We start from the raw sequence: 24,870 nt of genomic DNA, 5'->3' as shown, positions 1-24,870 counted from the left end.
GCCGTCGACAGACGGCCGGTAAATCAGCGCGACTCTTTGTGCGGCTGGTGCTCACCGCAGTTCGGGCAGAACTTCTTCAGCTCGAGGCGGTCAGGGTCGTTACGACGGTTCTTCTTGGTGATGTAGTTGCGGTGCTTGCACACCTCGCAGGCCAAAGTGATCTTGGGCCGTACGTCAGTACTGGAGGCCACGTCCGTTGCCTTCTTTCACGTTCTCGTTTTGCATCTCAGTCGTACTTGTAGCGGTGGGGAGGCTCGATCTCCCGACCTCACGATTATGAGTCGTGCGCTCTAACCAGCTGAGCTACACCGCCCCGACAGGCACTTGCGAAACTCCGTGCCCAGAGGCCAACCGAGAGATCCGAGTGTCCACCGAGCCCCCTAACGGAATCGAACCGTTGACCTTTTCCTTACCATGGAAACGCTCTACCGACTGAGCTAAGGGGGCCTGACCCTCGACGCAACGTAACGCGCGGCGTGGGCCTTAAAGAGGGTACAGCCTGCGGCTCGACTCAGCCAAACCGCACGTCGAGGCGACGAATTGACCCGTAGGCTGCGGCAAGCGCCACTGGTCTTACTGTTAGGCCATGGCTCCGACGGACCGTCTGTATTTCCGACAGCTGCTCTCCGGCCGGGATTTCGCCGCCGGCGACATGATGGCGCAACAGATGCGCAATTTCGCCTATTTGATCGGCGACCGCGAGACCGGCGACGCCGTCGTCGTCGACCCGGCCTATGCCGCCGGCGACCTACTCGACACTCTCGAGGCCGATGGCATGCACCTCTCCGGCGTGCTGGTCACCCACCACCACCCCGACCACGTCGGCGGCTCGATGATGGGCTACACGCTGGCCGGCCTTGCCGAGCTGCTCGAGCGGGTCGAGGTGCCCGTCCACGTCAACACCCATGAAGCGGTGTACGTGTCGCGGGTGACCGGCATCCCGATGAGCAGCCTGACCGCTCACGAGCACGGCGACAAGGTCGGCGTCGGCGCGATCGACATCGAGTTGCTGCACACCCCCGGACACACGCCCGGCAGCCAGTGCTTCCTGCTCGACGGCCGCCTGGTAGCCGGGGACACCCTGTTCCTGGACGGCTGTGGTCGCACCGACTTCCCCGGCGGCGACGTCGACGAGATGTTCCGCAGTCTGCAGCAGCTGGCCGCGCTCTCCGACGATCCGACGGTGTTTCCCGGGCACTGGTACTCCATCGAGCCCAGCGCCACCCTGTCGGAGGTCAAGCGCTCCAACTACGTCTACACGGTGTCCACCCTGGGCCAATGGCGTTCACTGATGGGCGCCTGACGCCGGTTCGCTTGAGCCACAATACTTTTCGATATCGTCAATACTGAAGCGATCAGTTGCTGTGATGTGAGTGTTGGGCGGAAAACGCGAGTGATCGCGCGGATCTGTGCGGTGAGGCAACCAGCTGGTCACGATTGCCCCTTGGCAATCGGAACTTCGTTACGTAACGTCGGTACGAAATTAGACGCTGCGACGAAGGAGCATCCATGAGTGGATCGGTCAGCTATCGCAAGGACGACGCGATCACCGTGATCAGTTTGGACGACGGCAAGGTCAACGTGCTCAGCCCGGCCATGCTCGCCGAAATCAACGAGAACCTGGATCGCGCTCTCGACGACGACGCCGGCGCGGTGGTGCTCGCGGGCAACGAACGGGTGTTCAGCGGTGGCTTCGATCTGAAGGTGTTCCGCTCCGGCGACATTCAGGCCTCCATCGACATGTTGCAGGGCGGGTTCAACCTGTCGCACCGGCTGCTGTCGTTCCCCAAGCCCGTTGTCGCCGCCATCACCGGCCACGCGATCGCCATGGGGTCGTTCCTGGCCTGCAGCACCGATCATCGAATTACCGGTCCCACCTACAACTTTCAGGCTAACGAAGTCGCGATCGGCATGGTGCTCCCCTACCCCGCGCTGGAGGTCATGCGCCTTCGCCTCACGCCGTCGGCCTACCAACAGGCGGTCGGCCTGGCTAAGAGCTTCCTCGGCGACACCGCCCTGGCCGGCGGTTGGGTCGACGAGATCGTCCTGAACGACCTGGTCCTCACGCGTGCCGAAGAAGCCGCCCGCGAATTCACCACACTCAACGCCAGTGCGCACCTGGCCAGCAAGCTGCGCGCCCGTCAGGCCACCCTCGATGCCATGCGCAAGGGAATCGACAACATCGCTTCCGAGTTCGGGCTGTCCTAGTCCGTGCCCAGGGTCAAGCAGCGCACCCCTGAGATGCGCGACCGGGTGGTCGACGTCGCAGTCAGCACGCTGTGTGAAGACGGTATGTCGGGCTTCACCACCCGGCGGGTGGCCGAACGGGCCGGCACCTCGGTGCCCGCGGTCTACGAGCTGTTCTCCGATAAGGACGGCCTGCTGCGCGCGGTATTCGTCGAGGGATTCCGCCGGCTCGGCGCCGCACTCACCGCCACCGGAGAAACCTCCGACATGCTGGCCGATCTACGTGCGGTGATCCCGGTGTTCCGCCGGTTCTGCCTCGACTATCAGCCGTTGGCGAGGGTGATGTTCAGCCGGCCGTTCCAGGATCTCGACCCCGTCCCCGAGCACCGGTCGGTGGCGCCGACGGTCCGCGAGATCCTCGTCGGCAAGGTGCAACGATGCGTGGACGCCGGATCGCTGGCGGGCGATCCGGTGGACATCGCCCACGTATTGCTCGCTCTGGCACAGGGTTTGGCGGTCCAGGAAGCCGGGCGGTGGCTGGGCACATCCGCGGAATCAGTCAACCGCCGCTGGGACGTCGGGGTGCAGGCGGTGCTCGCAGGCTTTCGCGCCTAAGGTCGTCGACTGTGCGGGATATCGGTGAATCCGGGGACGGTCTTCGACGATACCCCGCACGCTCGGCGCGCCTAAGACTTCTTGCTCGGGATCACGCTGATGACGATGAGCGTGATAATCGAGAAGAACAGACCGAGAATGCCCCAGCCGAAGGGGTTTCGCCCCTTCGCGCCGGCGATCACGGCACAGATCACGGCCGCGATGATGCTGCCGATCGCCACGAAAATGCCTTTGATGCCACGCAGGATGAACCCTGCGGCCTCGATGTTGTCGCTGGCCGCGAGCACCACAGTGTGCAACATTCCTGCCTCCTTGATCGGGGTGCGTCTGGTTTCCCGTTCCGCGCAGAAACTAACCTCACCGTCAGCGCAGCTTCGCTGTCAACCACCTGTCAATGTGGTCGGCGACCGATTCCCAGCCGCGCTCGAGCATCATGTTGTGGCCCATGCCCGGAAACATCACCGGCTCGGTGCGGTAGGCCTTTGCCGTGGCGGCCACTTCACGAGGCGTGAAGAACCCATCCAGCTCGGCTCCGAGTACCAGCACCGGCGCGGTGACCGATTTGGGCTGGGCGAGGTGACGAAAAAGAAGGTCCCGATACAACACCCGGGCGCTCTCCGGGCCCAGCCGCGATGTGCAGGCTTCGACGATCTCGTCAGGGGTGGCCGAATGATAGAAGGTGGATCGTGAAACACCTGGTGCGGCAAAGAAATCCAGCGGCCTGCTGAATGACCGGGTGCGCATCGACTGCCGCCAGTGCCGGCGGGCCACCCGCAGCGTCGCGGGGGCGATACCGGTCGGGGGTGCCGAGGCGACCAGGACGGCGGCCGGCGCAGGGTGCACAGCCAAATACTTCTGCACCACAAAGCCACCCATGGAATGTCCGATGGCCACCGGCGCCACCGGCAGTCGATCGGCGACGGCACTGACGTCGCCGACATAGTCGAACACGCTGAGTTCGTTGATCGGCGAGGGCAGCGGGCTGCCGCCATGACCGCGCAGGTTCAGCGCAACAGCGTGATAGCCGCGGTCGGCGAAGTAGTCCAGAAAGTGGTCGTCCCAGCACCACGCCCCGTGAAACGCGCCGTGCACGAACAGCAGCGGTGTGGCGTGGGTGGCCGTGGCCGAACCCTTGTCGATTACGTCCAACACAGCCGCACACATTATCCGCGGCCGCGCCGTTCAGCCGACGAACGAGCGCGAATCCGCCTTCTATCAGGAGTCGCTCACTCGCGTGGATGAGGTTGGCAGCGCGCGCAAGACCCGCATCTGCGGCAGTCAGTCGGAGATACCCGGCGAGCTGTGGGTGTTATTGCTCGACGGTGGGATGGTGATGCTGCTCTTCGTCCCATACCTGACCTTCGCCATGGAGCGTCCGTTTGTCGGATCTATCGCGGTGTCACCGGAAGCGGACCAGCACGTGCTGGACACCTGGTCTCAGCTAGCGGCCAAGCAATCCCCTACCGACCGGATGGCCCGGTACCGTGCCCGCCCATGGGACGCGTCGATGGCAAGGTCGCCTTGATCACCGGGGCCGCTCGCGGGATGGGGGCAGCTCACGCCCGCCTACTGGTGGGTGAAGGCGCCCGGGTGGTCCTCGGCGACGTTCTCGACGACGAGGGCGCATCGGTGGCCGCCGAGCTCGGCGACGCAGCCCGCTACGTTCACCTCGACGTCGCCGATCCCGACGACTGGGCAGCGGCGGTGTCGCTGACCCTGCGCGAGTTCGGCACCCTTAACGTCCTGGTGAACAACGCCGGCATCGTCTACCGGCGCACCCTGAAGAACCTCGAACGCGAACGGTGGCAACGGGTTATCGACGTCAACCTCACCGGCACCATGCTCGGCATCAGATCGGTGATCGAGCCGATGGCCGCGGCGGGCGGCGGTTCGATCATCAACATGTCGTCCATCCAGGCGATGCGCGGCACCCCCGGAAACCACGGTTACGTCGCGTCCAAATGGGCGATCCGCGGGCTCACCAAATCCGCCGCACTTGAATTGGCCGACAGCAATATTCGGGTGAACTCACTGCACCCGGGGATGATCCGCACCCCGATGACCGCCCATATGCCCGCCGATCTGGTAGCCGCGCCGATGGGGCGCCTCGGTGAGCCCGATGAGGTGTCGACGTTCGTGCTGTTCCTGGCCAGTGACGAGTCGTCGTATGCCACCGGGTCGGAATTCGTCATGGACGGCGGCCTGATCAGCGACGTGCCGCACCGCCTGCCTTAGTTTCACCACTCGAACGGGCGATCGAGCTGAATAGGTCTTTCCGCCTTCGGATACCATCCCTTCGGTGCATGCTGGCTGGTGTGCGGATAACACTGTGCTCGCACCTCGGCATTGCCGGGAGTGAACGTCAGTAGCCGGCTGATGGGTAATGTGCGTGCGCGGCATGTGGTGACGGCTCAGCGACGCGACATTGAGAAACCGGGTGCCCCAACGCCGCTCGATGTGGGTTTTACCCCCGTGCGAATCGTCGGGATTGGTGTGCGTGTGCCCGGCGAGGGTCGATGGAGTTCTTCAAGCGGCCGGTCGCCGAAGTCACAGTGTGTCGATCAACGATTCACCGGCATGCGGTTGTGTTGTTCGGGAGTGATCCACCCGATCGCGATAGGCACCCTTCATCGCATCTCCCTCCCTTGCGGAGATACCGTCCACGCTACGTCTATTGTGAGCCAGGTCATATGACGTTCGTTATAACGGTTCTTGACGCCCGCGTCACTTACGCCGATTCCCAGGCGACCTTTCCCCGGGAGGACTCGTGTATGCATCGATTCGAAGGTCTGCTCGCACATCCCGTCTAGTTGCGGCGGTCGCCGCTGCGGTCGTGACCATCAGTCTCGTCATCGCGCCGAACACGGCTGAGGCGCACATCGCGCGATCCGTGCACGTATCGGCAATACAGCTGCAGGCTGGAGCCCGGGAGCTCACCGCGCCGAGCCAGACCGCGGCTTCGACGCCACAAGCCAACGCCTTGGGCCCGACGCCGCGGAACCTGGTCAAGGCTGTCGCCACGATCGCATTGGCATCACTTTGGTATGCGGCTTTCCCGATCACCCTGCCGGTGAGCTTGGGACTGGGCGTCGCCTTAGGCGTTGCGCTGTCCTGTCTGGGCGGTTGCGGGGCATCCCTGAATGCCGTCACGGTTCTCGAATTGGGCTTCGGACTCTTCGCGCTCGGCCCGCTCAATGCGGTGCAGGCGGCACTCGACGCGCTGGTCCCGCACTCGAATTCTGTTGCCGCCGAACACCGGGCCACGGGCGGCCCGGCCGGGTCGCGAAGGACTGCCAGCGCTGGCGCCAATGTAGACCGGATGCCGACGACACATCCAACCGCCAAGGCGGCCTCGACGCAGGCAGGCGACAATAAGAGGAGCCACACCGGCGGCTCAGGCCGTGGTGTCGGCAAGAAGGGCCTGCCCTGACGTCGGCCTTACGGCTTGGGGGTGAGTGCGCTGCCCTTCAGCCATTCGCCCCACGGCAGGGTCCAGTCGCCGTTCTGCCAGATCTTCAGTCCGGGACCGCCGGTGTTCTTGACCTCCACGACGTCACCGGGCTGGGAGAAGTTGTAGAACCACGCGGCGTTGTCGCTGTTGAGGTTCAGGCAGCCGTGCGAGACGTTGGTGTTGCCCTGAGCCCACCGCGTGTCATTGAGCTGATGCAGATAGATACCGTCGGTGCTGATCCGGGTGGCATACGGAATCTTCAGCTTGTAGCCCATCGAGGAGTCCACCGGCAGCCCGTAGGTCGACGAATCCATCGTCACCGATTCGGCCTTGTCGATCACGGTGTAGACGCCCGGCGGGGTCCAGAACGAAAGGTCCCGTCCGGCAATGGTTTCGTAGCCGCCCTTGCCCATTGACGTGGGCATGGCCCGAACGAGCTTGCCATTGGCGAACACGCTGACCGTCTTGGTGGTGTCATCGGCGATGGAGACGTGCGCATCGCCGATGGTGAAACTGGCTTTGGCATTTTCGTCGCCGTAGAGCCCGTCACCTAGCCGCTGCCCAAAGATGTTGGCGGACACCGAAACCGTCGTACCCGGTGCGTAGTACTTCGCCGGCCGCCAGTGCGCCGTCTTGTCATCCACCCAGTACCACGAGCCCTGCACCGGCGGGTTGGTGGTGACTACCAGGTTGCGTTCGGCGGCCGCCTTGTCCGTGATCCGCTCATCGAAGCGCGCCGCAATGATCGTGCCGATGCCATAGCGCATCTCCTCGTGGATCGGCAGACCGCCGGGCGTCTCGAGGTAGACCTGGGTGAGATTATCGGGCGAAGCGGTGGTGAATGTCGCGGCCCGCGCCAGCGGCACCCCGCTGGTGCCCAGGCTGGCTACCCGCATGGTGTAGGTGCGGCCGTATTTGAGCGGAGCGGCCGGCTGCCACGATGTCCCGTCCGGCGACAGTGCCCCAGCCAACGTGTTGCCGTAGTCGTCGACCAACGAGACGTTCGTCAAGCTGCCACCGACCACCTGAGCCGACACCCGACTCAACGGGGTCAGATCGGCCGAGCCGTTGGCCGGGGTGATACCCAGCAGTGGCGGCCGCGGCGGAGCCGGGGGCAACTGCACCTGCGCGGCGGCGGTGGCGGTTTTACACCCGTCGCGGCAGCCCGGCAGGCCGGCGACGTCACTGCCCAGTACACCAAGGAGCAACACCCCCACCACCAGGCAGGCCGTGCGCGCACGACGGGAAAAGACCACCTAAATCACTCCACAATTGGTCGACGATGAGCTGCCGATGTCACCATTGACGCCTGAGATCGTAGACGGCCACCCCGCCGTCGTGTCAGTCGAGAAAAGCCGACGCGGCCGACACCTGCAGCAAATACCCGATCATTAGCGGAAATCAACTTTCCCGACGACATTCGCGACGAAATCTCAGTGCAGCGCACTGCCTTTGAGCCACTCGGCCCACGGCAATGTCCAGTCGCCGTTCTCAGTCAGCTTCAGTGGTGGGCCGCCGGTGTTCTGGACCTCGACGACGTCCCCGGGTGCCGAGAAGTCGTAGAACCACGCCGCGTTATCGCTGCTGAGATTCAGGCAACCATGTGAGGTGTCAGTGTTGCCCTGCGCCCACACCGTCGCGTTCAGCTGATGCAGGTAGATGCCATCGGGGCTGATGCGGGTGGCGTACGGGATGGTCTCGCGATAACCGAGCCGCGAGTTGATCGGCAGGCCATAGGTGGACGAATCCATGATCACCGGATTGGCCTTGTCCATCACGGTGTAGACGCCTGGGGGCGTCCAGAAGGTCAGCGTCTGGTCGCCGATCGTCTCCGAACCACCCCGGCCCATCGACGTCGGCATGGTGCGCACCAGCTTGCCGTTATCGAAGACGCTGACCTGCTTGGTGACGTCGTCGGCGACGGACACATGCGCGTCCCCGACGGTGAATGTCGCCGTCGAATCCTCCTCGCCGTAGAGCCCCCCACCCAAGGGAACGCCGTAGACATTGGCCCGCACGGTCACCGAAGTACCTGGGGCGTAATACTTTTCCGGCCGCCAGTGCGCGGTCTGGTCATCCATCCAATACCACGATCCCCGCACCGGCGGATTGGTGGTGACCGACAGATGCCGCTCAGCGGTGGCCCGGTCGCTAATGGGCTCGCCGAAGTGCGCGACGACGACGGCACCGATCCCGAACCGGCCGCCGTCGATCGGCTGCCAGCCCGGCGTGGTAAACGACACCTGCGTCTGATCGCTGGGCACCAGGGTCTGGAAGGTCGATGACATCGTCGACGGGACGCCGCCGGGGCCGCGGGCATCGACGCGCAGCGTGTAGCTGCGCCCATATCCCAGGGGGACGGTCGGCTTCCAGGTCTTGAAGTCGGGGGTCACGACGCCGGGCACAGGCTTGCCGGCATCGTTGACCATCTCGACGTGGGTCAGCAGGCCGCTCGTGGCGACGACGGTGATCCCGCCCAGCGGGTCGACGTCGGTAGCACCGTCGGCGGGCGTCAGCGTGACCGCGGCCGGGTCTTTCGACGGCGCCGGTTGCGGGTCACGGGCGGCGGCCTCGGTGCGGCAGTTCTGTGGGCAGCGCGGAGCCTCCGAGATGACGACCCCGCCGAGCACAGCCAGCACCGCCAGGACGATGCCGAGGCATGCTCCACGGGCACGAGGACTAAAGCTCAACGGTTACTCCATGAATTACGAGGTCGGCCACTGTTGCCGGGATACCGACGATCAATCGGCACGTCAAGCATAGACGCACGGGCGCAGCGCCGCGTTCGGGCAAAGGCGCGTGCCGCGTCACAAGATGGACAAGACTGGAGCACATGACCGAACCCGGTGCTTCCCGTGTCGCGGTGTATCTCGACTTCGACAACATCGTCATCTCGCGTTACGACCAGGTCAACGGCCGCAACTCTTTTCAGCGTGATAAGGCCAAGGGGCTGGAGTCCGCGAAGCTGACCCGCGCGCGTGTCGACGTCGGCGCGATCCTGGACTTCGCGTCGTCATTCGGCACCGTGGTGCTCACCCGGGCGTACGCCGACTGGTCGGCTGATGTGAACGCTGAATACCGCGAGCAACTGGTGGGGCGGGCCGTCGACCTGGTGCAGCTGTTCCCGGCGGCGGCGTACGGCAAAAACGCCGCCGATATCCGGCTGGCGGTCGACGCCGTCGAGGACATGTTCCGGCTGCCCGATCTCACCCACGTCGTCATCGTGGCCGGCGACTCCGACTACATCCCTCTCGCGCAGCGCTGCAAGCGGTTGGGCCGCTATGTGGTCGGCATCGGGGTGGCTGGGTCATCGAGCCGGTCACTGGCGGCGGCCTGCGACGATTTCGTCATCTACGACTCCCTGCCGGGCGTTCCGGTCTTCGAACCGGCCGCGGCCGAGGAGCCGGCCACCCGGACCAAGCGTGCGAAGTCCAAGGACGCCGAGCCGCCCGACCCCCAGACCGCCGCCACTGCGCTGCTGGAGCGGGCACTGCAGATCGGCCTGGAGAAGGACGACGCGGACTGGCTGCACAACTCGGCGGTTAAGGCGCAGATGAAGCGGATGGACCCGTCGTTCTCGGAGAAATCGTTGGGTTTCAAGTCGTTCAGCGACTTCCTGCGCTCGCGCACCGATGTCGTAGAACTCGATGAGAGCTCGACAACGCGGATGGTCAAGCTGCGTTAGGCAGTGACGTCAATCCAGATTGCACGGGCGACCGCCCGAAGTTCCCCGACCGCGGTGTAGAGCGCCGATCTTGCGGCCGTCACGCCAATCCGAGGTCGCCACCGCCATGCACTGCTCACCCAACCGCGGCACCCGGTCGACGCGGGCGGTCATCTGACCCAGGACCGCGACGCCGCCCGGGATGCGGTTGAAGCGGCCCACCGGCCCGGACAATCCAGCGCCGCCCACCCGATCTCGGGCCGCACGGCGCCGTCATCGTCGGCCAGTGATGCGTCGGCGATCCACCGGTCAGCCAAAACCGACTGTCCGGGAGGGCGTTTCACGAAGATCCGCAGCCCGTCACCGGGCTCGCGATCCGGACCGCAGGTGAAGCAGCTGCGGAACAGATGGTTAGCGTCGGCCAGTGCATCGGCTGCGTCGGCAGGGATGTCCAGCACGGGCGGCACGACGTCAATGGGGTCGTCGACAGGTTTAGCCACAGCCACCACTTCCCCGCCGGCCGGGCGCACCTCGCACACCGGTCCGGCTACCTCGACCAGCAGGTCTGTCCGGACGGCTCGGTCACGGCCGTTCTCCTTTCACCCGAGCCAGCAGCCACGCCTGGCCGTCACCTTCACCCGCAGCGAGCGCCTGCAGATCTGCGAAGGCGACGTCGAGTTCCCCCGCCGGGGCGCGGAAAAACCCTGGCTGCGCGCCGACTTCGCTGAGCACGCTGATCGCCAGCAAGCCGCCGGGCTTGAGCCGGTCCACGATCTGCTGGTACAGCCGGGGGTCGCGGAACCGATGGCACAGGATCATCTCCAGCGGTGGCCCGGGCGGTAATCCGTCATCGAGATCGGCAATCGAGAAACGGCATCGATCGCGAACACCACGGCGGTGCGCCAGCTGATGCGCCTGTTGAATCGCCACCGCCGATACGTCGACACCCGATACGCTCAACCCTCGCTCGGCCAGCCAAACTGCGGCTGAACCCGACCCGCACGCCAGATCCAGCGCGTGCCCGCTCGTCGGGACCACATCCCCGTACCGGGCGAACACTGCGGGGAGGCCAGGAGTGCCGCCGACCCGGCCCGCATACTTCTGGTCCCAGCGGACGCGATCAGTGTCGGCCACATCACCACGGTAGACGTGAGGCTGAGGGACGCTCGTACTGCTATGCTGTTCGCAATGTTGGCTTCAGAACACAGACGCCAATACGTCGTGGACCACTTTCACTTCACCGGCATTTCCGGAATTCCGGGAACCGAGTTCAGCTGATTCAGTGCCCCAAGCACACAGTCTCGCGGCGATCGATTTTGCCCTCCGGCAATCTCGCCACACTTTCGATGCCCGAAAGGCACCATGACAACCGATTCAACGTTCGCCGACCTCGGCGTGCCCGCACCTCTGGTGCGCGCCCTGTCCGACAACGGAATAACCCATCCCTTCCCGATCCAGGTCTCGACCCTGCCGGACACCCTGGCCGGCCGCGACGTGCTCGGCCGTGGCAAGACCGGCAGCGGCAAGACGCTGGCGTTCTCGATTCCGCTGGTCAGCCGGCTTGGCGGTGCCACCCGGCGTGCCTCACGACCCTCCGGCCTGGTGCTGGCACCCACTCGCGAGCTGGCCACCCAGATCACCGCGGCTCTGCAGCCGCTGGCTGAGGCCTCCGGCCTGCGGGTCACCACCATCTTCGGTGGTGTGCCGCAGAACAAGCAGGTCAACGCACTCAAGGCCGGCGTCGATATCGTCGTCGCCTGCCCGGGACGTCTCGAAGACCTGATGCGCCAGCGCCTGATCACGCTCGACGCCGTCGAGATCACCGTGATCGACGAGGCCGATCACATGGCCGACCTGGGCTTCCTGCCCGGCGTGACGCGGATTTTGGCGGCCACCCCCGCCGGCGGGCAGCGACTGCTGTTCTCGGCGACCCTGGACAACGGCGTCGACAAGCTGGTCACCCGGTTCCTGCGCAACGAGGTGTCCCACGCTGTCGACTCCGATCAGTCGCCGGTGGATGCGATGACCCATCACGTGTTCCACGTGGCCGGCGCCGACGCCAAGAAGCAACTGGTGCACACGCTTGCCTCCGGCACCGGTCGGCGAATCCTGTTCCTGCGTACTAAGCATCACGCCCGTAAGTTGGCCAAGCAGTTGACTGAGGCGGGAATTCCGTCAGTTGACCTGCACGGCAATCTTTCTCAGCCGGCACGCGATCGCAACCTGGCGGCGTTCTCCGCTGGCAAGGCGCGAGTGCTGGTCGCCACCGACATCGCCGCGCGCGGTGTTCACGTCGACGATGTCGAGCTGGTGGTGCACATCGACCCGCCCGCCGAGCACAAGGCTTACCTGCACCGCTCGGGCCGTACCGCGCGAGCGGGACGGGCCGGCGACGTGGTGACCGTGGTCTTGCCCGAGCAGCGCCGCGACACTCAGGCGTTGCTGCGCAAAGCTGGCATAAACGTTGCCCCCCAACAGGTTTCGGCGAATTCCGCCGAGGTTCAGGCACTTGTCGGTGAGGTCGCACCGTACCAGCAGCCGGCCGCCGTTCCGGCTGCCGCGCCCGCACGCCGGTCCCCGGCTCAGGGCCGCCCGCGCCGTGAGGGACAATCAACCGGTGGCCAGCGCAGCGGTACCCAGCACGGCGGTACTCAGCGCAACGCCGGCGGTCAACGCAGCGGTGGCCAGCACGGCAGTGGTCAGCGCGGCACCAGCCAACCCGGCGGTGGCCAGCCCGGCCGTCGTCGCTCCCGTCGTCCGAGTTCGTCGGTCGGCGCGAAATAGATTTCGTCCCGGCGATCCCGCCGGAACGAAGCATTGGATGTCTTCGGGCATCTAACTGAAGAAAGAAGAAAGACAGATGGCACAGGGAACTGTGAAATGGTTCAACGGCGAAAAGGGCTTCGGCTTCATCGCTCCCGACAGTGGCGATCAGGATCTGTTCGTTCACTACTCGGAAATCCAGGGCAGCGGCTTCAAGTCGCTCGAGGAGAACCAGCGTGTCCAGTTCGAGGTAGGACAGGGACCCAAGGGTCCCCAGGCGACTCAAGTCTCCGCGGTCTGATCGAACCCCAATACCACCACTAGGGGCTGGTACGGCAATGCCGTACCAGCCTCTAGTTTTTGGTTAGGCTTTGGAAATGTCGGCGGCGGAAGCGCCGACGACCGGCGTGTCCAGAGTGCGAGCCTGCGAGGAAGCGCTTTGCGCGCGGGCGGCACGAATCACCTGATCGGCCACCGCATACTCCGGAACATCGTGGTCATCTCCGACCAGCGGCATGGTGGCCGCCCGTCGCATCACCATTCGCCCGAGCGCCTGGGTCGTCGTGTGCGGAATGACGAGTAGCCGCGCGCAGCCATTTCGGCCGACGACGACCATGATGCGCTGACGGCTATCGTTCCAGCGCATAGCGCGCATCGCATTTGCGAAGTGGGCGTCCAGGATTGGTGCAGCCGCGGTGGCCGACCAGTTGATGTCGATGTCGAGGATCTCGCCGAGCGGCGTGTGCAGCACGTCGATGAGGTCGCGTAGTTCACTGGCCAGCGATCCGGTGCGGGGCCACCACGCACCGTCGATATCGCTACCCAGGGGTTCTTTGAGACTGAGGCGAACGGGGCTGGCTCTGCGGCGCGCGCCGCGCATGCCGTTCACGAGAATTCCGCTGCGATAGCGATGTGTTTCATTGGCGTTCCTCACGCAGCAGAGTGGTCGATCCGCGGACATCCAGCGAAACGGACCTCCCCCACTCTACGCTGCGGCCCGCCAAGATTCGCCCGGCCACCCCACTTGGGTGGCTCGACGAGCTCCTTGGTTGTGCGGCAGACCGTCGGGCCGACCGGTTAGGTCCACGGCGTCGACGCCGCCGATATCGTGCACCTGGCCCGCTCCCGCACTACGCCAGATCACGGCCTGGGTACGGGTGCGGTGGTCGCCATCGGGACCGGCGCCCTGTCGCCGGCACGCTTCCTGAGCCGAGTGATCGCCTGGCTGCGAGCGCCCGCCGCGGCGTACCAGTTTCGTCGAGCAGGCGTCGATGTCGCGGGAGATGTCGGCTCTAAGCTTCGCTACCCGATCGATACCAGATCGTGGATGGAGTCCCTGGGCAGATCGCCGTCGACGATGGCCATGACTTCCAGCCATTGCAAATTGATCGACCCCTTGTGGTTATCCAGGAACGCGATATCGGCCGCGTCGCGACCCGTGGCGATGCGCACCAGCGTCTGCCGTGGTGCCAGCAGCGTTCCGTCGACCACCCGCCACTGCCCGCTCACGAATGCCTCGGCAACCGCGTGGAAGTCCATCGGGAACAGACCCGGGGCATACACCGACACAACGCGGGCCGGCACGTTGACGGCCCTCAGGAGTGCAACCACCAGATGCGCGAAGTCGCGGCACACTCCAGCACCAGCCAGCAAGGTATCCACCGCGCCGTCGATCGGATCACTAGACCCTGGAACGTAATTCAACCGTCCAGCCACCCACAGCGACACCTTCTCCAACAGGGTCTCCGAATCGAGGAAGCTGCCGAATTCCGTTGCGGCGAAACCATAGAACTTGTCCGCTTCGGCGTATCGACTGGGCCGCAGGTACATTGACATGTCGTACTCGGTGACCGGCGCAGGGGCCGTCCGGCCGGTGATCGTCGCCTCGTAGGCGACCTTCAGGCTGCCGACCGGAGCTTCGAATTTGTGAATGCGGTTACCGTGGGTGCCGCTGATCTCCAAAGCCGAGACCGGCGATCCGTTCAACACGAAGGACAACGCCTCGGTGACCGAGGCACCCGGATGTGGTGCGACAGCGATCTGGAATTCCAGTGTCGTCGGGGCAGTGATCTCAACCTCGAGCGTCGCGCCCACTTCTCGCTTCATGTCACCAATCATGATGCAGGACCCTCACTCACGCAGTGCCAACAGCAGCTCGCGCAGCGGAACGGTGGCGAAACCGATCGCGGCGTCGCCGATTCCGTAGGGCAGCACCAAGGTGTCAGCATGAACGAGAGCGCCGCAGGAGTAGACGACGTTGGGCACGTAGCCGTTCCGCTCGTCGGGGGCAGGACTGAGCAGTGGCTCGCACAGTCGGCCCACCACCTTGGTCGGGTCGTCGAGATCGAGCAGGATGGCACCAATCCGGTAGGTACGCATCGGACCGACGCCGTGGGTGAGGACCAGCCATCCGGCATCGGTTTCGATCGGGGAACCACAGTTGCCCAGTTGCAGGACTTCCCACGGGGAAACCGGGCGCTGCAGCGGTTGGGCTTCTTCCCAGACGTAGGGGCGATCCGAAAACGCGATCGAATTCGATTCGCGGTCCGCCCTCGACAGGGCGGCGTATCGGCCGTTGATCCGGCGCGGGAAGAGCGCCACTCCCTTGTTCGCCGCCGCCTGCCCGACCATCGGAACCGACGTGAACGAGCGGAAGTCGACCGTCTTCAGCAGCTGCTGGCTGATCCGTGACCCGTTGTAGGCGGTATAGGTGGCGTAGAACGTTGCCGAGCCGTCGTCGTCGACGAAGCGCACAAAGCGAGCGTCTTCCATCCCCACCGACTCGGCCTCCGTCGCGGGCCACAACACCCGTTCGGAAATCGGTATCGGGGGCGCGAACTCAACCCCGTAGCTCCTGTCGGCGATGGCCCGAATCTCTGACATCGTCGCCAGCGCACGTCCGCGAGTACTCAGGTTCGCCTCGAGGTCGGTCAGTCGACGCTCCAGGTCGGCTCGGCTGAACCACTCACCGAGCGCGTCAAAGACGTAGCTGGCCGCCTCCCCCACATTATCGAGCCGGCCGAGCTCGTGGCGGAAGGTGGCAGCATCCAAGAGAGTCGGCGCCGCCAATCCGACGGTGGCGAGCGCGGACGGGGGATCGACCTTGGGATGCCCAGAATCGTCGATCACACCGGTTCGAAAACCGATCGACGACCGGTGGCCTTCACCGATGCCTCGGACACTCATCACGAATCGCAAACTGCCCGCAGCGGTGTCGGTTTGATCGCAGTGCGCCACGATGCTGGGGTTGCACAGCGCGGCCCCCTCGATCGCGTATTCACCTGTGAACGCGGCACCCAGTAACACCATCCGGGCATCGGACACACGTGCCCCGGGGCGCAGCCGATCGGCGAGCTCGCGCGCGTGCCGGCGAAACGTGTCGCCGAGGTTGCGGTGTCGGCTGTCGAATCGGGCGACGACATCGTCCAACGAGCGCAGTACCTCATCTTCGCTCAACGCGAGGACGCGCGCCAGCACCGCTCCGGCCCGCGAATCCTGGTGCTCGAAGCCTTCCTGGCCCGGCACAAAGAGCCGGGTGATGACCCGTGACGGATCGGCTGTCAACCTCACAGAAACCCGCTCAGCGAGGCCATCCGTGATCGACATCATCTTTGTAGCAACGATATTCGCTGTGCGTGCTGCAACGTCGAGATGACGGCCAGCGTCGATTCCGTGCCCTGATTGCGGTTGACACCGTCGGCCTGCAACCCGTCGAAGCCACCACCGGTCTCGGGATCCCACATGACCTGGCCAGTGTCGTTGGCTCCGGTGAACCAGGACGCGGCGGCGCGCACTCCGTCGTTCCATCGCGCAGCGGGGTCGACGACGGCAGCCCGGGCGCATGCGTCGGCCAGGCATGACACTTCAATCGGCTGCTGGTCGAACGCTGGACCGGTGTCACCGGGACCCCGTCCTCCGGCGGGAGTCGGCGACAAGTGATCGTCGGAGGTTTCCAAGTCCAGCAGCCAGCCCAGCAGGTCCACCCCCCGTTGCCACAGACTCGGCGCCTCCAATGCGACCCCCGCGGCGATGATCGCCTCCGGGAGCACCGCATTGGCGTATGTCAGTCGCGGTTCAGGCCACGGCCAGGAAGGGTCGCCGTTGGGCTGGGGTACCGAGACCGCGTAGTCAGTGATCATTTTGCGGGCGGCGCGATGATCCGGGTGCGCCGTTAGGACTTCGGCGGCACCCAGTGCGGCATAGGCCATCGCGCGCGGCGATGGCGACCGCACCTGCGCGGCGCGTTCGAACTGCACGAGCGCTGATTTCCGCACCCAGACAACATCGCTGTGAGCTACCGCGGTCCCGAGTCCCCAGAGGCATCTGCCCCAACAGTCGTCCAGGCTCGGCTCATCCGTCCACTTGCCCGCGGCATTCATCCGGTTTCGGCAGGCGCCGGTGAGAGCCTGTGCGTCACCCAGGAACCGCAGGGCAATACCGGCCAGGCGGTTGATGTCACCGGACGACTCCGGCTGGCGACTGGTGACGACCAGGACGCGAGCCATGTCGTCGGTGCAGTAGCCGTGCTCGGTCCGTGGCTCATCCAGCGCTGCGTGCTCGAAGGTCGCACGGTGATCCGTCATCCGCACCAGGTGGCCGAAGACCGGAATCGGTAGTTCGCCGCTCATACCAGGGCCGACCTATTGGCGCGAAGTCGTTGTGCCAGAAGCAGATACTCCTTGGCCACCACCGGCCACGCCATCGTGGGCGCCAAGAGGCGCGCCCTTGCCGCCATGCTTCCGGCCAGCCGTGGCTGCGTCAGGATTGCATGCAGGGCGGACCTGAGGCCCTCTGTATCGTCATGCGCCACAACGATCCCGGTACCGTCGCCGAGTAGCTCGACGGCGTGCGGGAACGCCGTCGCCACCGTTGGACGCCCATTGGCGATCGCGTCGACCAGGACACCCGAAGTCACTTGGTCGGTGGAGTCGTACGGCAAGACCACAGCTGCAGCGGACTGCACCATTGCAGCCAGCGCCGTGGCGTCACGGTAGGTGGGATCGAAGCTCACCGAGTCTGCGACGCCGCAGGAATTCGCTCGTTCCCGAAGGGAGTCGAGATAAGCGTCACCGTCACTGGCCAGAACCTTCGGATGCGTGCGGCCGGCGACCAAGTAGCGCGGGCGCCCCGGAAGCTGGCTAAGGGAGCCCATAACGTCAATGACCCGCTCAATACCCTTGCCTGGTCCCAACAGACCCCAGGTCAGCAGCGTGGGCCTTCCTGAGCGCTTAACCTGGACATTGGTTGACAGGGTGGCCCCGTGCTGGATCGTGGTGACCTTGCGACGGTCGACGTCATAGCCGTCGCAGAGCCGGTTACGCGCGGCAGCCGTCATCACAACGATCTGATCGACCTCTGCCGCGATCGTTTCCGTCACCCAACGCTGTTGTGGTGTAGGCACTTTCAGAACTGTATGGGCGACAACGATCGACGGTGCCCGTAATCCGCGGACGATCTCCACGATCTCGTCTCCGTCGGCGCCGCCATAGATGCCGTACTCGTGCTGCACGATGACAACGTCGCAGCGATTCAGGTGATCCAGCGCAGCGGTCACCGAGGCCGGCACACCGTTGGTCAACTCTGCGACGACCCCGTCGTCGTCGCTGGGCGACCCATCAGCGATCCGAACTACGTCAACCCGAGCAGCGTTGGCACGCAGCCCTTCTGACAGGGCGGCGCTGAAAGTCGCCAATCCACACCGCGTCGGCGAATACGTACTGAGGATTCCGATCCGCGGAACGCGGGACAGGCCCTGGTACGGAAGTACAGCAGGAGTCAAGGATGGAAGGACGGACAGATAGTTCAAGGTGATCCCGCCTGGCGGTTGTCACCGACGTGTCCGGCATGAGCGAATGCTCGGCAAGTTCAGCGGCGGACGGCTGACTTATTCCGGACTGGCTGGGTTTCCAACAACGCCCACGTTACACCCCGGGACCTGGGGGTGTGCGGGCGAGGGCACGGCGCACCGCTTCATCGACCAAGGTCTGAGCAACATCCACGAGCTTGCGTTGCTCGGCTTGGCTGATCGCCCGCAGATGACTCAGCGCCTCCTCGGCGCTGCGCCCGGTCCGTCCGCGCACGAGACCGATCGCTTGATCGATCACCGGCCGGGTGGAAAGCGCAGCCTGTAACCGTGCGGTCAGCACCTGCGCGTGGGCCAGGACCTGCGCGTTGTGGATGGCGACAGCGGCCGGCCTGGCGAACAATTCGCTGAGCTCTACCGCGTGACCGTCGAAAGCGTCCTTGTCGGAGGCGTACACGCTGATGGCGCCGACAACCCGCTCGGCCACCACCAGTGGCAGCGCGAGCACGCTGTGCACACCGAGCCGTCCGACCCGTGGACCGAATCGTGGCCACCGTTGTTCGCCGCCCAACGAGTCCGACAGCACTGGGCGACGGTCGCGCACCGCACTCAAGGCCGGTCCCTCGCGAAGCGCGACGTACTGGATCTGCTCGATGTCCTCGAAGACCCCGGCGCTGGCAGCCAAGGCTTCCACCGAGTCTTCCGTGGCGACCCGAAACAACGCCACCCCGACTCCGTCTGCGCCCGGTATCACCCGTGCAGCGAATCCTGCGACTTCCGCGAGTGATTCGGATAGCGACCGACTACCGGCGACCAGGCCCGCCAAATCGCCCAGCGCGGCGCGAAGATTCGCGTCGTCAGCACCGACCTGATCGAAACCCGCCATCCTGGCAACTCTACTTCGGCGTCCCTTTTGGCCAGTGCCGACTTCCAGCGGGAATCGCGCGTACAGTCGCGGTTACCGGGACCATCGACAGGCCCCCTATGAAGGGCCTCACGTGGCAGACAAATCCCCTCGTCAATCAATGACGAAGAAGGCCGGCAAGTCCCTGAAGGAGAAGCGGGCCGACAAGCGTGCCAAATCCGATGGCAATGCGAGCGATAACCTGCTGAATACCAAGCATCGCTGAGCCACACCTTTCGCTAGCTTCGATTTAAATAGGCGCACAACACTTTTCATTCGCGCGTTACTGGCCGGGTTCACGGCCGCAGACAGCAGCGTCGTATGACGCCAGCAGAAGTTCCCGACCTGCTCGCGGTGTTGTCGGTTCGCCTCGGCGCCATCAGCTACGTCCCGTACACGATGACCGGCACCTAATCACCCAATTACGCTGCCACACATCTGCATTACGACGAGGACCTGATCCTCCTGGTCGGCATCCTCGGCGGCGCGGTGCCGCCGGTGCTGTCCCCGATGCTGCTGTCCTCCCCAGGCAGCTGGGCGATCACGGCGATGATGGCCAGCTTCACGGCTGTGAGACTGGTCAGCATCCCGTTGCTGAGCGAGACTCTGCCGGGCGAGCGCTCACCGTGGCATTCTGGAGCGGTGAGCACCTGGGACGACAGCACTGACAGCGGCGAGTACAGCGTCGAAGACGATGACCAGCTCCAACCCGAGGACACCCTGGTCGACCGTGGCGTCGACGACATCCTCGATGAGGGCATCTCACCACCAGAACGACCGTATGCCCGCACGAACCTGGACCATCCCGGCCCGGAGACCCTCGACGAGCTGCTGGCCGAGGAGGAGCCCGATCCGGTGTCCCGGCTGAACAACGTGCTCGACGAGCTGAACGGGGACGACGCCGGCGACGACGAGGAGTTCCCCGAGGACGACGAGGTCGGCCGCGCGCGGTCGGGCCGGCTGGTCGCCACCAATGAGGGGTTCGGCGAGGACGATGACTCCGAGCTGTTCGCCTCCGATGTCGGGATCGACGGTGGCGCGGCCTCGGCGGAAGAGGCCGCCATGCACGTCATCGGCGACGAGGACTGAGCCTTTTCGCGGACTTAGCGCGCGGCACCGCTGATCACCGGCTTGTCGCCGTCCAAGCCATCCCTCACGCCGACGGTGCCGGTGTCACATTGATCCATCCGAACGAGGCCGGCTCCGATGGCGTGCGTATCCAGGCGTGGTCGGTAACGGAAGACTTCGTTCAGGTCATCGACACGCTGCAATACGAGAAACTCGGCGAAGGACCGTGCATCACTTGCATGCGTTCTGGGCGACCGGCGGTCAGCGGCTCGCTAGGCAGTGACAGTCGCTGGCCGCATTTCGGCGGTTCGGTGGCGCGCATGGGTGTGCGGTCCGTACTCGCCCGGCCGCCGATCATCGACGACAGGGTCATCGGCGCGATCAACTGCTATGCCCACGAGCGGGACGCGTTCACCGAGCACGCCGTCGCGCTGGGAAGCCAATTAGCCGGGCCCGCAGCGGTATCGGTGTACAATTCACAGCTCTTGGCCACCACCCGGCAACGCACGACCCAATTGCAACAGGCCCTGCACAGCCGAGCCGTCATCGATCAGGCGATCGGCATCATCCGCAGCCGCACCGGCGGCACCCCGCAAGAGGCGTTCGACCGTCTCACCCGAATCAGCCAGCGCGAACACACCAAACTGGCCGAGGTGGCCGAACAACTCGTCGACGAGGCGGTCCGGCGGGCCAGAGCCCGTCAGTAACTCACCGCGGGTAGCGGGCCAGTTCCTTGAGCGACCTGATCAACTCCGGCCGGGCAGCGTTCGGTCAGTTCCGTGAGCAGGTCGACGACGTCGAAATCGTCGAGCAGGCTGTCGACCAGCGACACCACCGCGCTCAGCACGCGAGTTTCGCGAGTGTGGTCGCTGTCGTTCGTCATCGGTCCATCTCCAGTCTCAGCCGCCGATCAATGATGTCCTGGGCGACTTCGGTTGCGCTTCGTCCGGTGGCGTAGGCGTGCGCGCGTAGCCGCACCAGCGCCTCGGTCGGATCTACGTCGAGTTGCGCCACCAGCATTCCGGTGGCCTGGCTGACCTCGGCACGGCTCAACGTGCACAATTCCGCCCAGGCATCGCTGGTGGGATCGTCGACGGCAGCTTTCAAATCCACGGCAAGCAGATCCAACACCGGGATACCGGCCAGCTCCGCCGCGGCTGCCGCACCCGTGAGTTGCTCACCTGCCAGTGGACCGGGCTCAACTCGGAACAAATCCAGAGCACCGACGTACTCGCCGGCGGCCAGGACCGGCATGGCGAATACCCCCCGGATCCGATGCTCGAGCATGGCCCGTCCAACCAACCCCGGCGGCGTGGCACCACTGCCGCTGGGCGGGTAAGCTTGGGTGGCTGACACCTGCAGCCGGCCCGAATCGGCGCCCCGCTTTCGCGGCTCCGAGAGCATCCGCTCACAGTCGGGCACTTCCTCCAATGCCGTTGCCGTACAACCACACAACGGCCGCTTCTTCGAGGACTCACGCTCATCGCTATTACAGATGTCGCCGACTACGCCCACCTGAGCCCGCAGGAAATCGACGCGCTCGGGACCGCTCTCGATGCAATCCGCACCGAGGTCGAGGATTCCCGCGGTGCGCGCGACGCCGCCTACATCCGCCGAACGATCATGTTCCAACGCGCACTGGATGCCGGCGCGCGTCTGCTGATCTTCGGCAGCCGATCACGGAGTGGATGGGCGGTGGGCATGGTGTCGCTGGCGGTCGCCAAGAGCATCGAGAACATGGAAATCAGCCACAATGTTGTTCACGGGCAATGGGATTGGATGAACGACCCGGAAATCCACTCGACCACCTGGGAGTGGGACATGGCGGGAGTCATGTCGCAATGGCGGTACTCGCACAACTATCGCCACCATGTGTACGCCAACGTCGTCGACCTCGACGACGACCTGGGCTTCGGCATCATGCGGGTGACCCGCGACGTCCCATGGCGACCGCGCAACCTGATGCAGCCGTTGCGCAACGCACTGCTGGCCGTCATCTTCGAGTGGGGCATCGCCCTGCACGGTCTACATTCCGAGCATGAACGCGCGGCGAACGCCGAGGAACGCGCCGCGTCAACAAAAGCATTCAAGGCCAAAATCAAGCGTCAGGTGATCAAGGATTACCTGCTGATACCGGCGCTCAACGGACCTCGCTGGCGGCGGGCGCTGACGGCGAATGTCGCGGCTAACATCTTGCGGAACCTCTGGGCCTACACGGTGATTTTCTGCGGGCATTTTCCCGACGGCGTTTCGACTTTCACGCGCGAAGCGGTGGAGCAGGAAAGCAAGGGCGAGTGGTATCTGCGCCAAATGCTGGGGAGCGCCAACTTCACGGCCGGGCGGGTGCTCGCGTTTATGAGCGGGAACCTGTGCTACCAGATCGAGCACCACCTGTTCCCTGATCTTCCGAGCAACCGCTATGCGGCCATCGCGCCCCGAGTGCGGGCGCTGTGCGACGCCCACCGCCTGCCGTACATCACCGGACCACTGCTTCGGCAGTTTCTGCAGACCCAGCGAACCATCTGGAAGTTGGCGCTGCCGGATCGCTCGGCAACCAAGGTCGACGCCCGGATCTAGCCGGGCAACCCCGACGCGACGGCGGCAGCCTGTTTGCGCGCCACATCGAGCAACATCTCCGACGAAGCCGGGTTGCCCGTTGGGCTGTCGATCTCCAGGTCGACCAGGGCACGGCCCTGGGTGAAGACCACCTCGGACATGTCCATGGACTTCTTCTTCGCCGGGCCTTCGGCCAGGAACCCGGTCGACCCGATATCGACCGGCTTCTGTGGGCCGTCGATCTTGGCGGTGAGCTCGTCCTTCATCGGCTGGATCAACGCGGCGGCCGCGGCCGCGTCGGGAAACACCGCGATCGAGATGACGACGGCGCGGCCGTCCGCCGTCCGGAACGCCTGACCGGTACCAGGTAGGTCACCGGGATTGGCATTCGGCGGGCCGTCCGCGGTGACGTCAGGTCCGATATCGCCGGGCTTGATCAGCAGCGCGCTGTAGTCGCCTGCGGCCGCCGTGGTGCTGGGCGCGCTGGCCTGGGCACTCGGCGCACTCGTCGCCGCCGATGACGGCGAGATAACGGATTCCGTTGTACCAGCCGATGATTGATCGGAACCACCGCATCCAGCAGCAGCGAGGGCCACGAAAGCGGCGGCCGCAACTGCCGCGGAGGCGCGACGATGCATGGCTGTCTCCTTTGGCGACAGCTACATGTATAGCCCCTGGCCACCGCGAACGGACCCAAGATCGCCGTACATAAGCTAAGTTACGACGGTCTCACGACCGGTCAAGGTCGGATCTGCGGTTTACATCGCGAGCACGCTAGCGGCCATTATGTTAATGAATATTCTCCATTTTCTTGACGGGTGGAGCACACTCGCCTTACGGTGACGGCCAGTCGGGGGACGTCGACAACGCGAGTTTCGGACTCAACGCGACAATGGGCTAGCGCAACCACCATCGAATGCGTCGCGCTCTGCTCGCCAAAGTGCATAGGGATCACCCATTTGGAACAACGATGACAGTGCCAGACCGTGACGATCGCTGAGCGCGAGCCGTCCCCGGTCACTGCTAGTAGCCCCAGCGGGGTGCGGGCCATCGAAGACTGGACCGTCGGGTATGTGAAGCGACACCCGCTCGCATCGCTGGCGACGGTCGGTGACCAGTCCGTCCTCGGGGTGAGAACGCTTCAGTACTTGTTCCTCGACCTCGTCACCGGCCGCTTCCCGTTGAAGGAGTTCGTCCGGCAGGGCGCCTTCATGGCGGGGACAGCCGTGGTCCCCACCGTGCTGGTCGCACTGCCCGTCGGCGTCACTCTCTCGATTCAATTCGCCCTGCTCGCCGGGCAGGTCGGCGCCACCTCGCTGGCCGGTGCGGCCAGTGGTCTGGCCGTGATCAGACAGGCCGCGTCGCTGGTGGCGGCGATCCTGATGGCGGCCGCCGTCGGTTCGGCGATCACCGCCGATCTCGGCTCGCGCACCATGCGCGAAGAGATCGACGCAATGGAGGTTATGGGGGTCTCGGTGATCCGCCGACTGGTCGTTCCGCGGTTCGCCGCCGCGATCATGATCGGCGTCGCACTCACCGGAGTGGTGTGTTTCGTTGGGTTCCTGGCGAGCTATCTGTTCAACGTCTACTTCCAGAACGGCGCCCCGGGCAGTTTCGTGGCTACCTTCGCGTCGTTCACCACGCCCGGCGATATGGTGCTGGCCCTGCTCAAGGCCGTGGTGTTCGGCGCGATCGTCGCGATCGTGTCGAGCCAGAAGGGCCTGTCCACCCAGGGCGGTCCGACCGGGGTGGCCAACTCGGTCAATGCCGCTGTCGTCGAATCGATCCTGATCCTGATGATCGTCAACGTCGCGATCAGCCAGCTCTACAACATGCTGTTCCCGAGGGTGGGTCTCTGA

The 24,870-nt window shown here is 65.0% G+C and carries 29 protein-coding genes, 2 tRNA genes and 1 pseudogene; 14 read left to right on the top strand and 18 right to left on the bottom strand.

Annotated elements, in window-relative coordinates:
• Positions 1–23 precede the first annotated feature (23 nt).
• The 3 genes from rpmG to G6N13_RS11960 form a co-directional block, all read right to left on the bottom strand.
• The gene (rpmG, locus tag G6N13_RS11970; RefSeq protein WP_163697265.1) at positions 24–191 is read right to left on the bottom strand and encodes a 50S ribosomal protein L33; all 168 of its coding nucleotides are present in this window, start codon (positions 189–191) and stop codon (positions 24–26) included.
• 48 nt (positions 192–239) lie between these two features.
• Positions 240–313: transfer RNA gene (locus G6N13_RS11965), tRNA-Met, on the bottom strand.
• A gap of 61 nt (positions 314–374) precedes the next feature.
• Positions 375–447, bottom strand: a tRNA-Thr gene (locus tag G6N13_RS11960).
• A 139-nt stretch (positions 448–586) separates the two neighbouring features.
• Here G6N13_RS11960 and G6N13_RS11955 point away from each other — a divergent pair.
• From G6N13_RS11955 to G6N13_RS11945, 3 genes are all read left to right on the top strand, one after another.
• A complete protein-coding gene (locus tag G6N13_RS11955) occupies positions 587–1,303 on the top strand; it encodes an MBL fold metallo-hydrolase (protein WP_163697263.1) in 717 nt (238 codons plus the stop codon).
• A gap of 206 nt (positions 1,304–1,509) precedes the next feature.
• Positions 1,510–2,208, top strand: coding sequence for a crotonase/enoyl-CoA hydratase family protein (locus G6N13_RS11950; RefSeq protein ID WP_163697261.1), 699 nt, complete (start codon positions 1,510–1,512; stop codon positions 2,206–2,208).
• A gap of 3 nt (positions 2,209–2,211) precedes the next feature.
• Complete coding sequence (locus tag G6N13_RS11945; RefSeq protein ID WP_163697259.1) at positions 2,212–2,802, top strand: TetR/AcrR family transcriptional regulator; 591 nt, start codon at positions 2,212–2,214, stop codon at positions 2,800–2,802.
• A gap of 71 nt (positions 2,803–2,873) precedes the next feature.
• Here the strand turns inward: G6N13_RS11945 and G6N13_RS11940 are convergent, their stop codons facing one another.
• Together G6N13_RS11940 and G6N13_RS11935 are read right to left on the bottom strand one after the other, a co-directional pair.
• Positions 2,874–3,092 carry a deoxyribodipyrimidine photolyase gene (locus tag G6N13_RS11940; RefSeq protein WP_235678008.1) on the bottom strand — a complete coding sequence of 73 codons (219 nt, stop codon included), beginning with the start codon at positions 3,090–3,092 and terminating at the stop codon, positions 2,874–2,876.
• A gap of 73 nt (positions 3,093–3,165) precedes the next feature.
• Entirely contained in the window at positions 3,166–3,954 is a 789-nt protein-coding gene (locus tag G6N13_RS11935; RefSeq protein WP_179965124.1) for an alpha/beta hydrolase, read from the bottom strand.
• Between G6N13_RS11935 and G6N13_RS11930 the strand changes: the two genes are divergently transcribed.
• The 3 genes from G6N13_RS11930 to G6N13_RS11915 all read left to right on the top strand — a co-directional run bounded on the left by G6N13_RS11930 (position 3,923) and on the right by G6N13_RS11915 (position 6,232).
• Positions 3,923–4,327, top strand: a complete 405-nt coding sequence (locus G6N13_RS11930; protein ID WP_163694285.1) for a bestrophin-like domain — start codon at positions 3,923–3,925, stop codon at positions 4,325–4,327. The genes G6N13_RS11935 and G6N13_RS11930 overlap by 32 nt on opposite strands.
• Positions 4,297–5,037, top strand: a complete 741-nt coding sequence (locus G6N13_RS11925) for a glucose 1-dehydrogenase (RefSeq protein ID WP_163697253.1) — start codon at positions 4,297–4,299, stop codon at positions 5,035–5,037. The genes G6N13_RS11930 and G6N13_RS11925 overlap by 31 nt, the downstream gene beginning before the upstream one ends.
• Before the next feature lie 598 nt (positions 5,038–5,635).
• Complete coding sequence (locus G6N13_RS11915) at positions 5,636–6,232, top strand: hypothetical protein (RefSeq protein WP_163697251.1); 597 nt, start codon at positions 5,636–5,638, stop codon at positions 6,230–6,232.
• Positions 6,233–6,240: 8 nt separating this feature from the next.
• Here the strand turns inward: G6N13_RS11915 and G6N13_RS11910 are convergent, their stop codons facing one another.
• Positions 6,241–7,509, bottom strand: a complete 1,269-nt coding sequence (locus G6N13_RS11910; protein ID WP_163697249.1) for a L,D-transpeptidase — start codon at positions 7,507–7,509, stop codon at positions 6,241–6,243.
• 177 nt (positions 7,510–7,686) lie between these two features.
• Positions 7,687–8,943: a L,D-transpeptidase gene (locus tag G6N13_RS11905; RefSeq protein ID WP_163697247.1), complete on the bottom strand. Its 1,257-nt coding sequence runs from the start codon at positions 8,941–8,943 to the stop codon at positions 7,687–7,689.
• Between the two features lie 143 nt (positions 8,944–9,086).
• Here G6N13_RS11905 and G6N13_RS11900 point away from each other — a divergent pair, with 143 nt between their 5' ends.
• A complete protein-coding gene (locus G6N13_RS11900) occupies positions 9,087–9,938 on the top strand; it encodes an NYN domain-containing protein (RefSeq protein WP_163697245.1) in 852 nt (283 codons plus the stop codon).
• Positions 9,939–10,087: 149 nt separating this feature from the next.
• On the opposite strand, the gene G6N13_RS11895 is transcribed toward G6N13_RS11900, so the two are convergent.
• Both G6N13_RS11895 and G6N13_RS11890 read right to left on the bottom strand, forming a co-directional pair.
• Positions 10,088–10,417 carry a hypothetical protein gene (locus G6N13_RS11895; RefSeq protein WP_163697243.1) on the bottom strand — a complete coding sequence of 110 codons (330 nt, stop codon included), beginning with the start codon at positions 10,415–10,417 and terminating at the stop codon, positions 10,088–10,090.
• Positions 10,418–10,499: 82 nt separating this feature from the next.
• On the bottom strand, positions 10,500–11,051 hold the full coding sequence (locus G6N13_RS11890; RefSeq protein ID WP_163697241.1) for a class I SAM-dependent methyltransferase: 552 nt from the start codon (positions 11,049–11,051) through the stop codon (positions 10,500–10,502).
• 228 nt (positions 11,052–11,279) lie between these two features.
• Between G6N13_RS11890 and G6N13_RS11885 the strand changes: the two genes are divergently transcribed.
• Together G6N13_RS11885 and G6N13_RS11880 are read left to right on the top strand one after the other, a co-directional pair.
• Positions 11,280–12,701: a DEAD/DEAH box helicase gene (locus G6N13_RS11885; protein ID WP_163697238.1), complete on the top strand. Its 1,422-nt coding sequence runs from the start codon at positions 11,280–11,282 to the stop codon at positions 12,699–12,701.
• A 76-nt stretch (positions 12,702–12,777) separates the two neighbouring features.
• Positions 12,778–12,981: a cold-shock protein gene (locus G6N13_RS11880; protein WP_108053573.1), complete on the top strand. Its 204-nt coding sequence runs from the start codon at positions 12,778–12,780 to the stop codon at positions 12,979–12,981.
• Between the two features lie 63 nt (positions 12,982–13,044).
• On the opposite strand, the gene G6N13_RS11875 is transcribed toward G6N13_RS11880, so the two are convergent.
• The 6 genes from G6N13_RS11875 to G6N13_RS11850 form a co-directional block, all read right to left on the bottom strand.
• On the bottom strand, positions 13,045–13,560 hold the full coding sequence (locus tag G6N13_RS11875; RefSeq protein ID WP_179965123.1) for a DUF5994 family protein: 516 nt from the start codon (positions 13,558–13,560) through the stop codon (positions 13,045–13,047).
• 422 nt (positions 13,561–13,982) lie between these two features.
• Positions 13,983–14,786 (bottom strand): transglutaminase-like domain-containing protein, encoded by an 804-nt coding sequence (locus tag G6N13_RS11870; protein ID WP_179965122.1) that lies wholly within the window; start codon positions 14,784–14,786, stop codon positions 13,983–13,985.
• 24 nt (positions 14,787–14,810) lie between these two features.
• Positions 14,811–16,289 (bottom strand): glycoside hydrolase family 130 protein, encoded by a 1,479-nt coding sequence (locus G6N13_RS11865; protein ID WP_163697236.1) that lies wholly within the window; start codon positions 16,287–16,289, stop codon positions 14,811–14,813.
• Positions 16,286–17,308, bottom strand: coding sequence for a glycosyltransferase (locus G6N13_RS11860; protein ID WP_163697234.1), 1,023 nt, complete (start codon positions 17,306–17,308; stop codon positions 16,286–16,288). The genes G6N13_RS11865 and G6N13_RS11860 overlap by 4 nt, the downstream gene beginning before the upstream one ends.
• Entirely contained in the window at positions 17,305–18,429 is a 1,125-nt protein-coding gene (locus G6N13_RS11855) for a glycosyltransferase (protein WP_235678066.1), read from the bottom strand. The genes G6N13_RS11860 and G6N13_RS11855 overlap by 4 nt, the downstream gene beginning before the upstream one ends.
• 172 nt (positions 18,430–18,601) lie before the next feature.
• Positions 18,602–19,369: a GAF and ANTAR domain-containing protein gene (locus G6N13_RS11850; RefSeq protein ID WP_163697232.1), complete on the bottom strand. Its 768-nt coding sequence runs from the start codon at positions 19,367–19,369 to the stop codon at positions 18,602–18,604.
• A 112-nt stretch (positions 19,370–19,481) separates the two neighbouring features.
• Here G6N13_RS11850 and G6N13_RS25685 point away from each other — a divergent pair, with 112 nt between their 5' ends.
• The 3 genes from G6N13_RS25685 to G6N13_RS11840 all read left to right on the top strand — a co-directional run bounded on the left by G6N13_RS25685 (position 19,482) and on the right by G6N13_RS11840 (position 21,162).
• Entirely contained in the window at positions 19,482–19,613 is a 132-nt protein-coding gene (locus G6N13_RS25685; RefSeq protein WP_268949118.1) for a hypothetical protein, read from the top strand.
• A gap of 416 nt (positions 19,614–20,029) precedes the next feature.
• The gene (locus tag G6N13_RS11845) at positions 20,030–20,476 is read left to right on the top strand and encodes a DUF5709 domain-containing protein (RefSeq protein ID WP_163702039.1); all 447 of its coding nucleotides are present in this window, start codon (positions 20,030–20,032) and stop codon (positions 20,474–20,476) included.
• 89 nt (positions 20,477–20,565) lie between these two features.
• Complete coding sequence (locus G6N13_RS11840; RefSeq protein ID WP_407663895.1) at positions 20,566–21,162, top strand: GAF and ANTAR domain-containing protein; 597 nt, start codon at positions 20,566–20,568, stop codon at positions 21,160–21,162.
• Positions 21,163–21,185: 23 nt separating this feature from the next.
• On the opposite strand, the pseudogene G6N13_RS11835 reads toward G6N13_RS11840, so the two are convergent.
• Positions 21,186–21,338: pseudogene (locus G6N13_RS11835) on the bottom strand (transcriptional regulator); the annotation flags it as partial.
• Positions 21,335–21,970, bottom strand: coding sequence for an ANTAR domain-containing protein (locus G6N13_RS11830; RefSeq protein WP_235678065.1), 636 nt, complete (start codon positions 21,968–21,970; stop codon positions 21,335–21,337). The pseudogene G6N13_RS11835 and the gene G6N13_RS11830, both read right to left, overlap by 4 nt.
• Between G6N13_RS11830 and G6N13_RS11825 the strand changes: the two genes are divergently transcribed.
• Positions 21,938–23,032: a fatty acid desaturase family protein gene (locus tag G6N13_RS11825; protein WP_163702035.1), complete on the top strand. Its 1,095-nt coding sequence runs from the start codon at positions 21,938–21,940 to the stop codon at positions 23,030–23,032. The genes G6N13_RS11830 and G6N13_RS11825 overlap by 33 nt on opposite strands.
• Here G6N13_RS11825 and G6N13_RS11820 read toward each other — a convergent pair.
• Positions 23,029–23,649 carry a hypothetical protein gene (locus tag G6N13_RS11820; protein ID WP_163697230.1) on the bottom strand — a complete coding sequence of 207 codons (621 nt, stop codon included), beginning with the start codon at positions 23,647–23,649 and terminating at the stop codon, positions 23,029–23,031. The genes G6N13_RS11825 and G6N13_RS11820 overlap by 4 nt on opposite strands.
• 402 nt (positions 23,650–24,051) lie before the next feature.
• Between G6N13_RS11820 and G6N13_RS11815 the strand changes: the two genes are divergently transcribed.
• Positions 24,052–24,870, top strand: a complete 819-nt coding sequence (locus G6N13_RS11815; RefSeq protein ID WP_163702034.1) for an MlaE family ABC transporter permease — start codon at positions 24,052–24,054, stop codon at positions 24,868–24,870.

It is taken from the genome of Mycolicibacterium sarraceniae (assembly GCF_010731875.1).
GTDB classification, from domain to species: Bacteria; Actinomycetota; Actinomycetes; order Mycobacteriales; family Mycobacteriaceae; genus Mycobacterium; species Mycobacterium sarraceniae.
This window is presented reverse-complemented; position numbering and strand designations above follow the sequence as displayed.

Bases quoted from the DNA above. Each gene is read 5' to 3' on its own strand.
- G6N13_RS11875 (WP_179965123.1), bottom strand. From the start codon at position 13,560: ATGCGCGGCGCGCGCCGCAGAGCCAGCCCCGTTCGCCTCAGTCTCAAA.
- G6N13_RS11880 (WP_108053573.1), top strand. From the start codon at position 12,778: ATGGCACAGGGAACTGTGAAATGGTTCAACGGCGAAAAGGGCTTCGGC.
- G6N13_RS11860 (WP_163697234.1), bottom strand. From the start codon at position 17,308: ATGAGCGGCGAACTACCGATTCCGGTCTTCGGCCACCTGGTGCGGATG.
- G6N13_RS11950 (WP_163697261.1), top strand. From the start codon at position 1,510: ATGAGTGGATCGGTCAGCTATCGCAAGGACGACGCGATCACCGTGATC.
- G6N13_RS11925 (WP_163697253.1), top strand. From the start codon at position 4,297: ATGGGACGCGTCGATGGCAAGGTCGCCTTGATCACCGGGGCCGCTCGC.
- G6N13_RS11885 (WP_163697238.1), top strand. From the start codon at position 11,280: ATGACAACCGATTCAACGTTCGCCGACCTCGGCGTGCCCGCACCTCTG.
- G6N13_RS11900 (WP_163697245.1), top strand. From the start codon at position 9,087: ATGACCGAACCCGGTGCTTCCCGTGTCGCGGTGTATCTCGACTTCGAC.
- G6N13_RS11865 (WP_163697236.1), bottom strand. From the start codon at position 16,289: ATGATGTCGATCACGGATGGCCTCGCTGAGCGGGTTTCTGTGAGGTTG.
- G6N13_RS11820 (WP_163697230.1), bottom strand. From the start codon at position 23,649: ATGCATCGTCGCGCCTCCGCGGCAGTTGCGGCCGCCGCTTTCGTGGCC.
- G6N13_RS11850 (WP_163697232.1), bottom strand. From the start codon at position 19,369: ATGGCGGGTTTCGATCAGGTCGGTGCTGACGACGCGAATCTTCGCGCC.
- G6N13_RS11955 (WP_163697263.1), top strand. From the start codon at position 587: ATGGCTCCGACGGACCGTCTGTATTTCCGACAGCTGCTCTCCGGCCGG.
- G6N13_RS11870 (WP_179965122.1), bottom strand. From the start codon at position 14,786: ATGAAGCGAGAAGTGGGCGCGACGCTCGAGGTTGAGATCACTGCCCCG.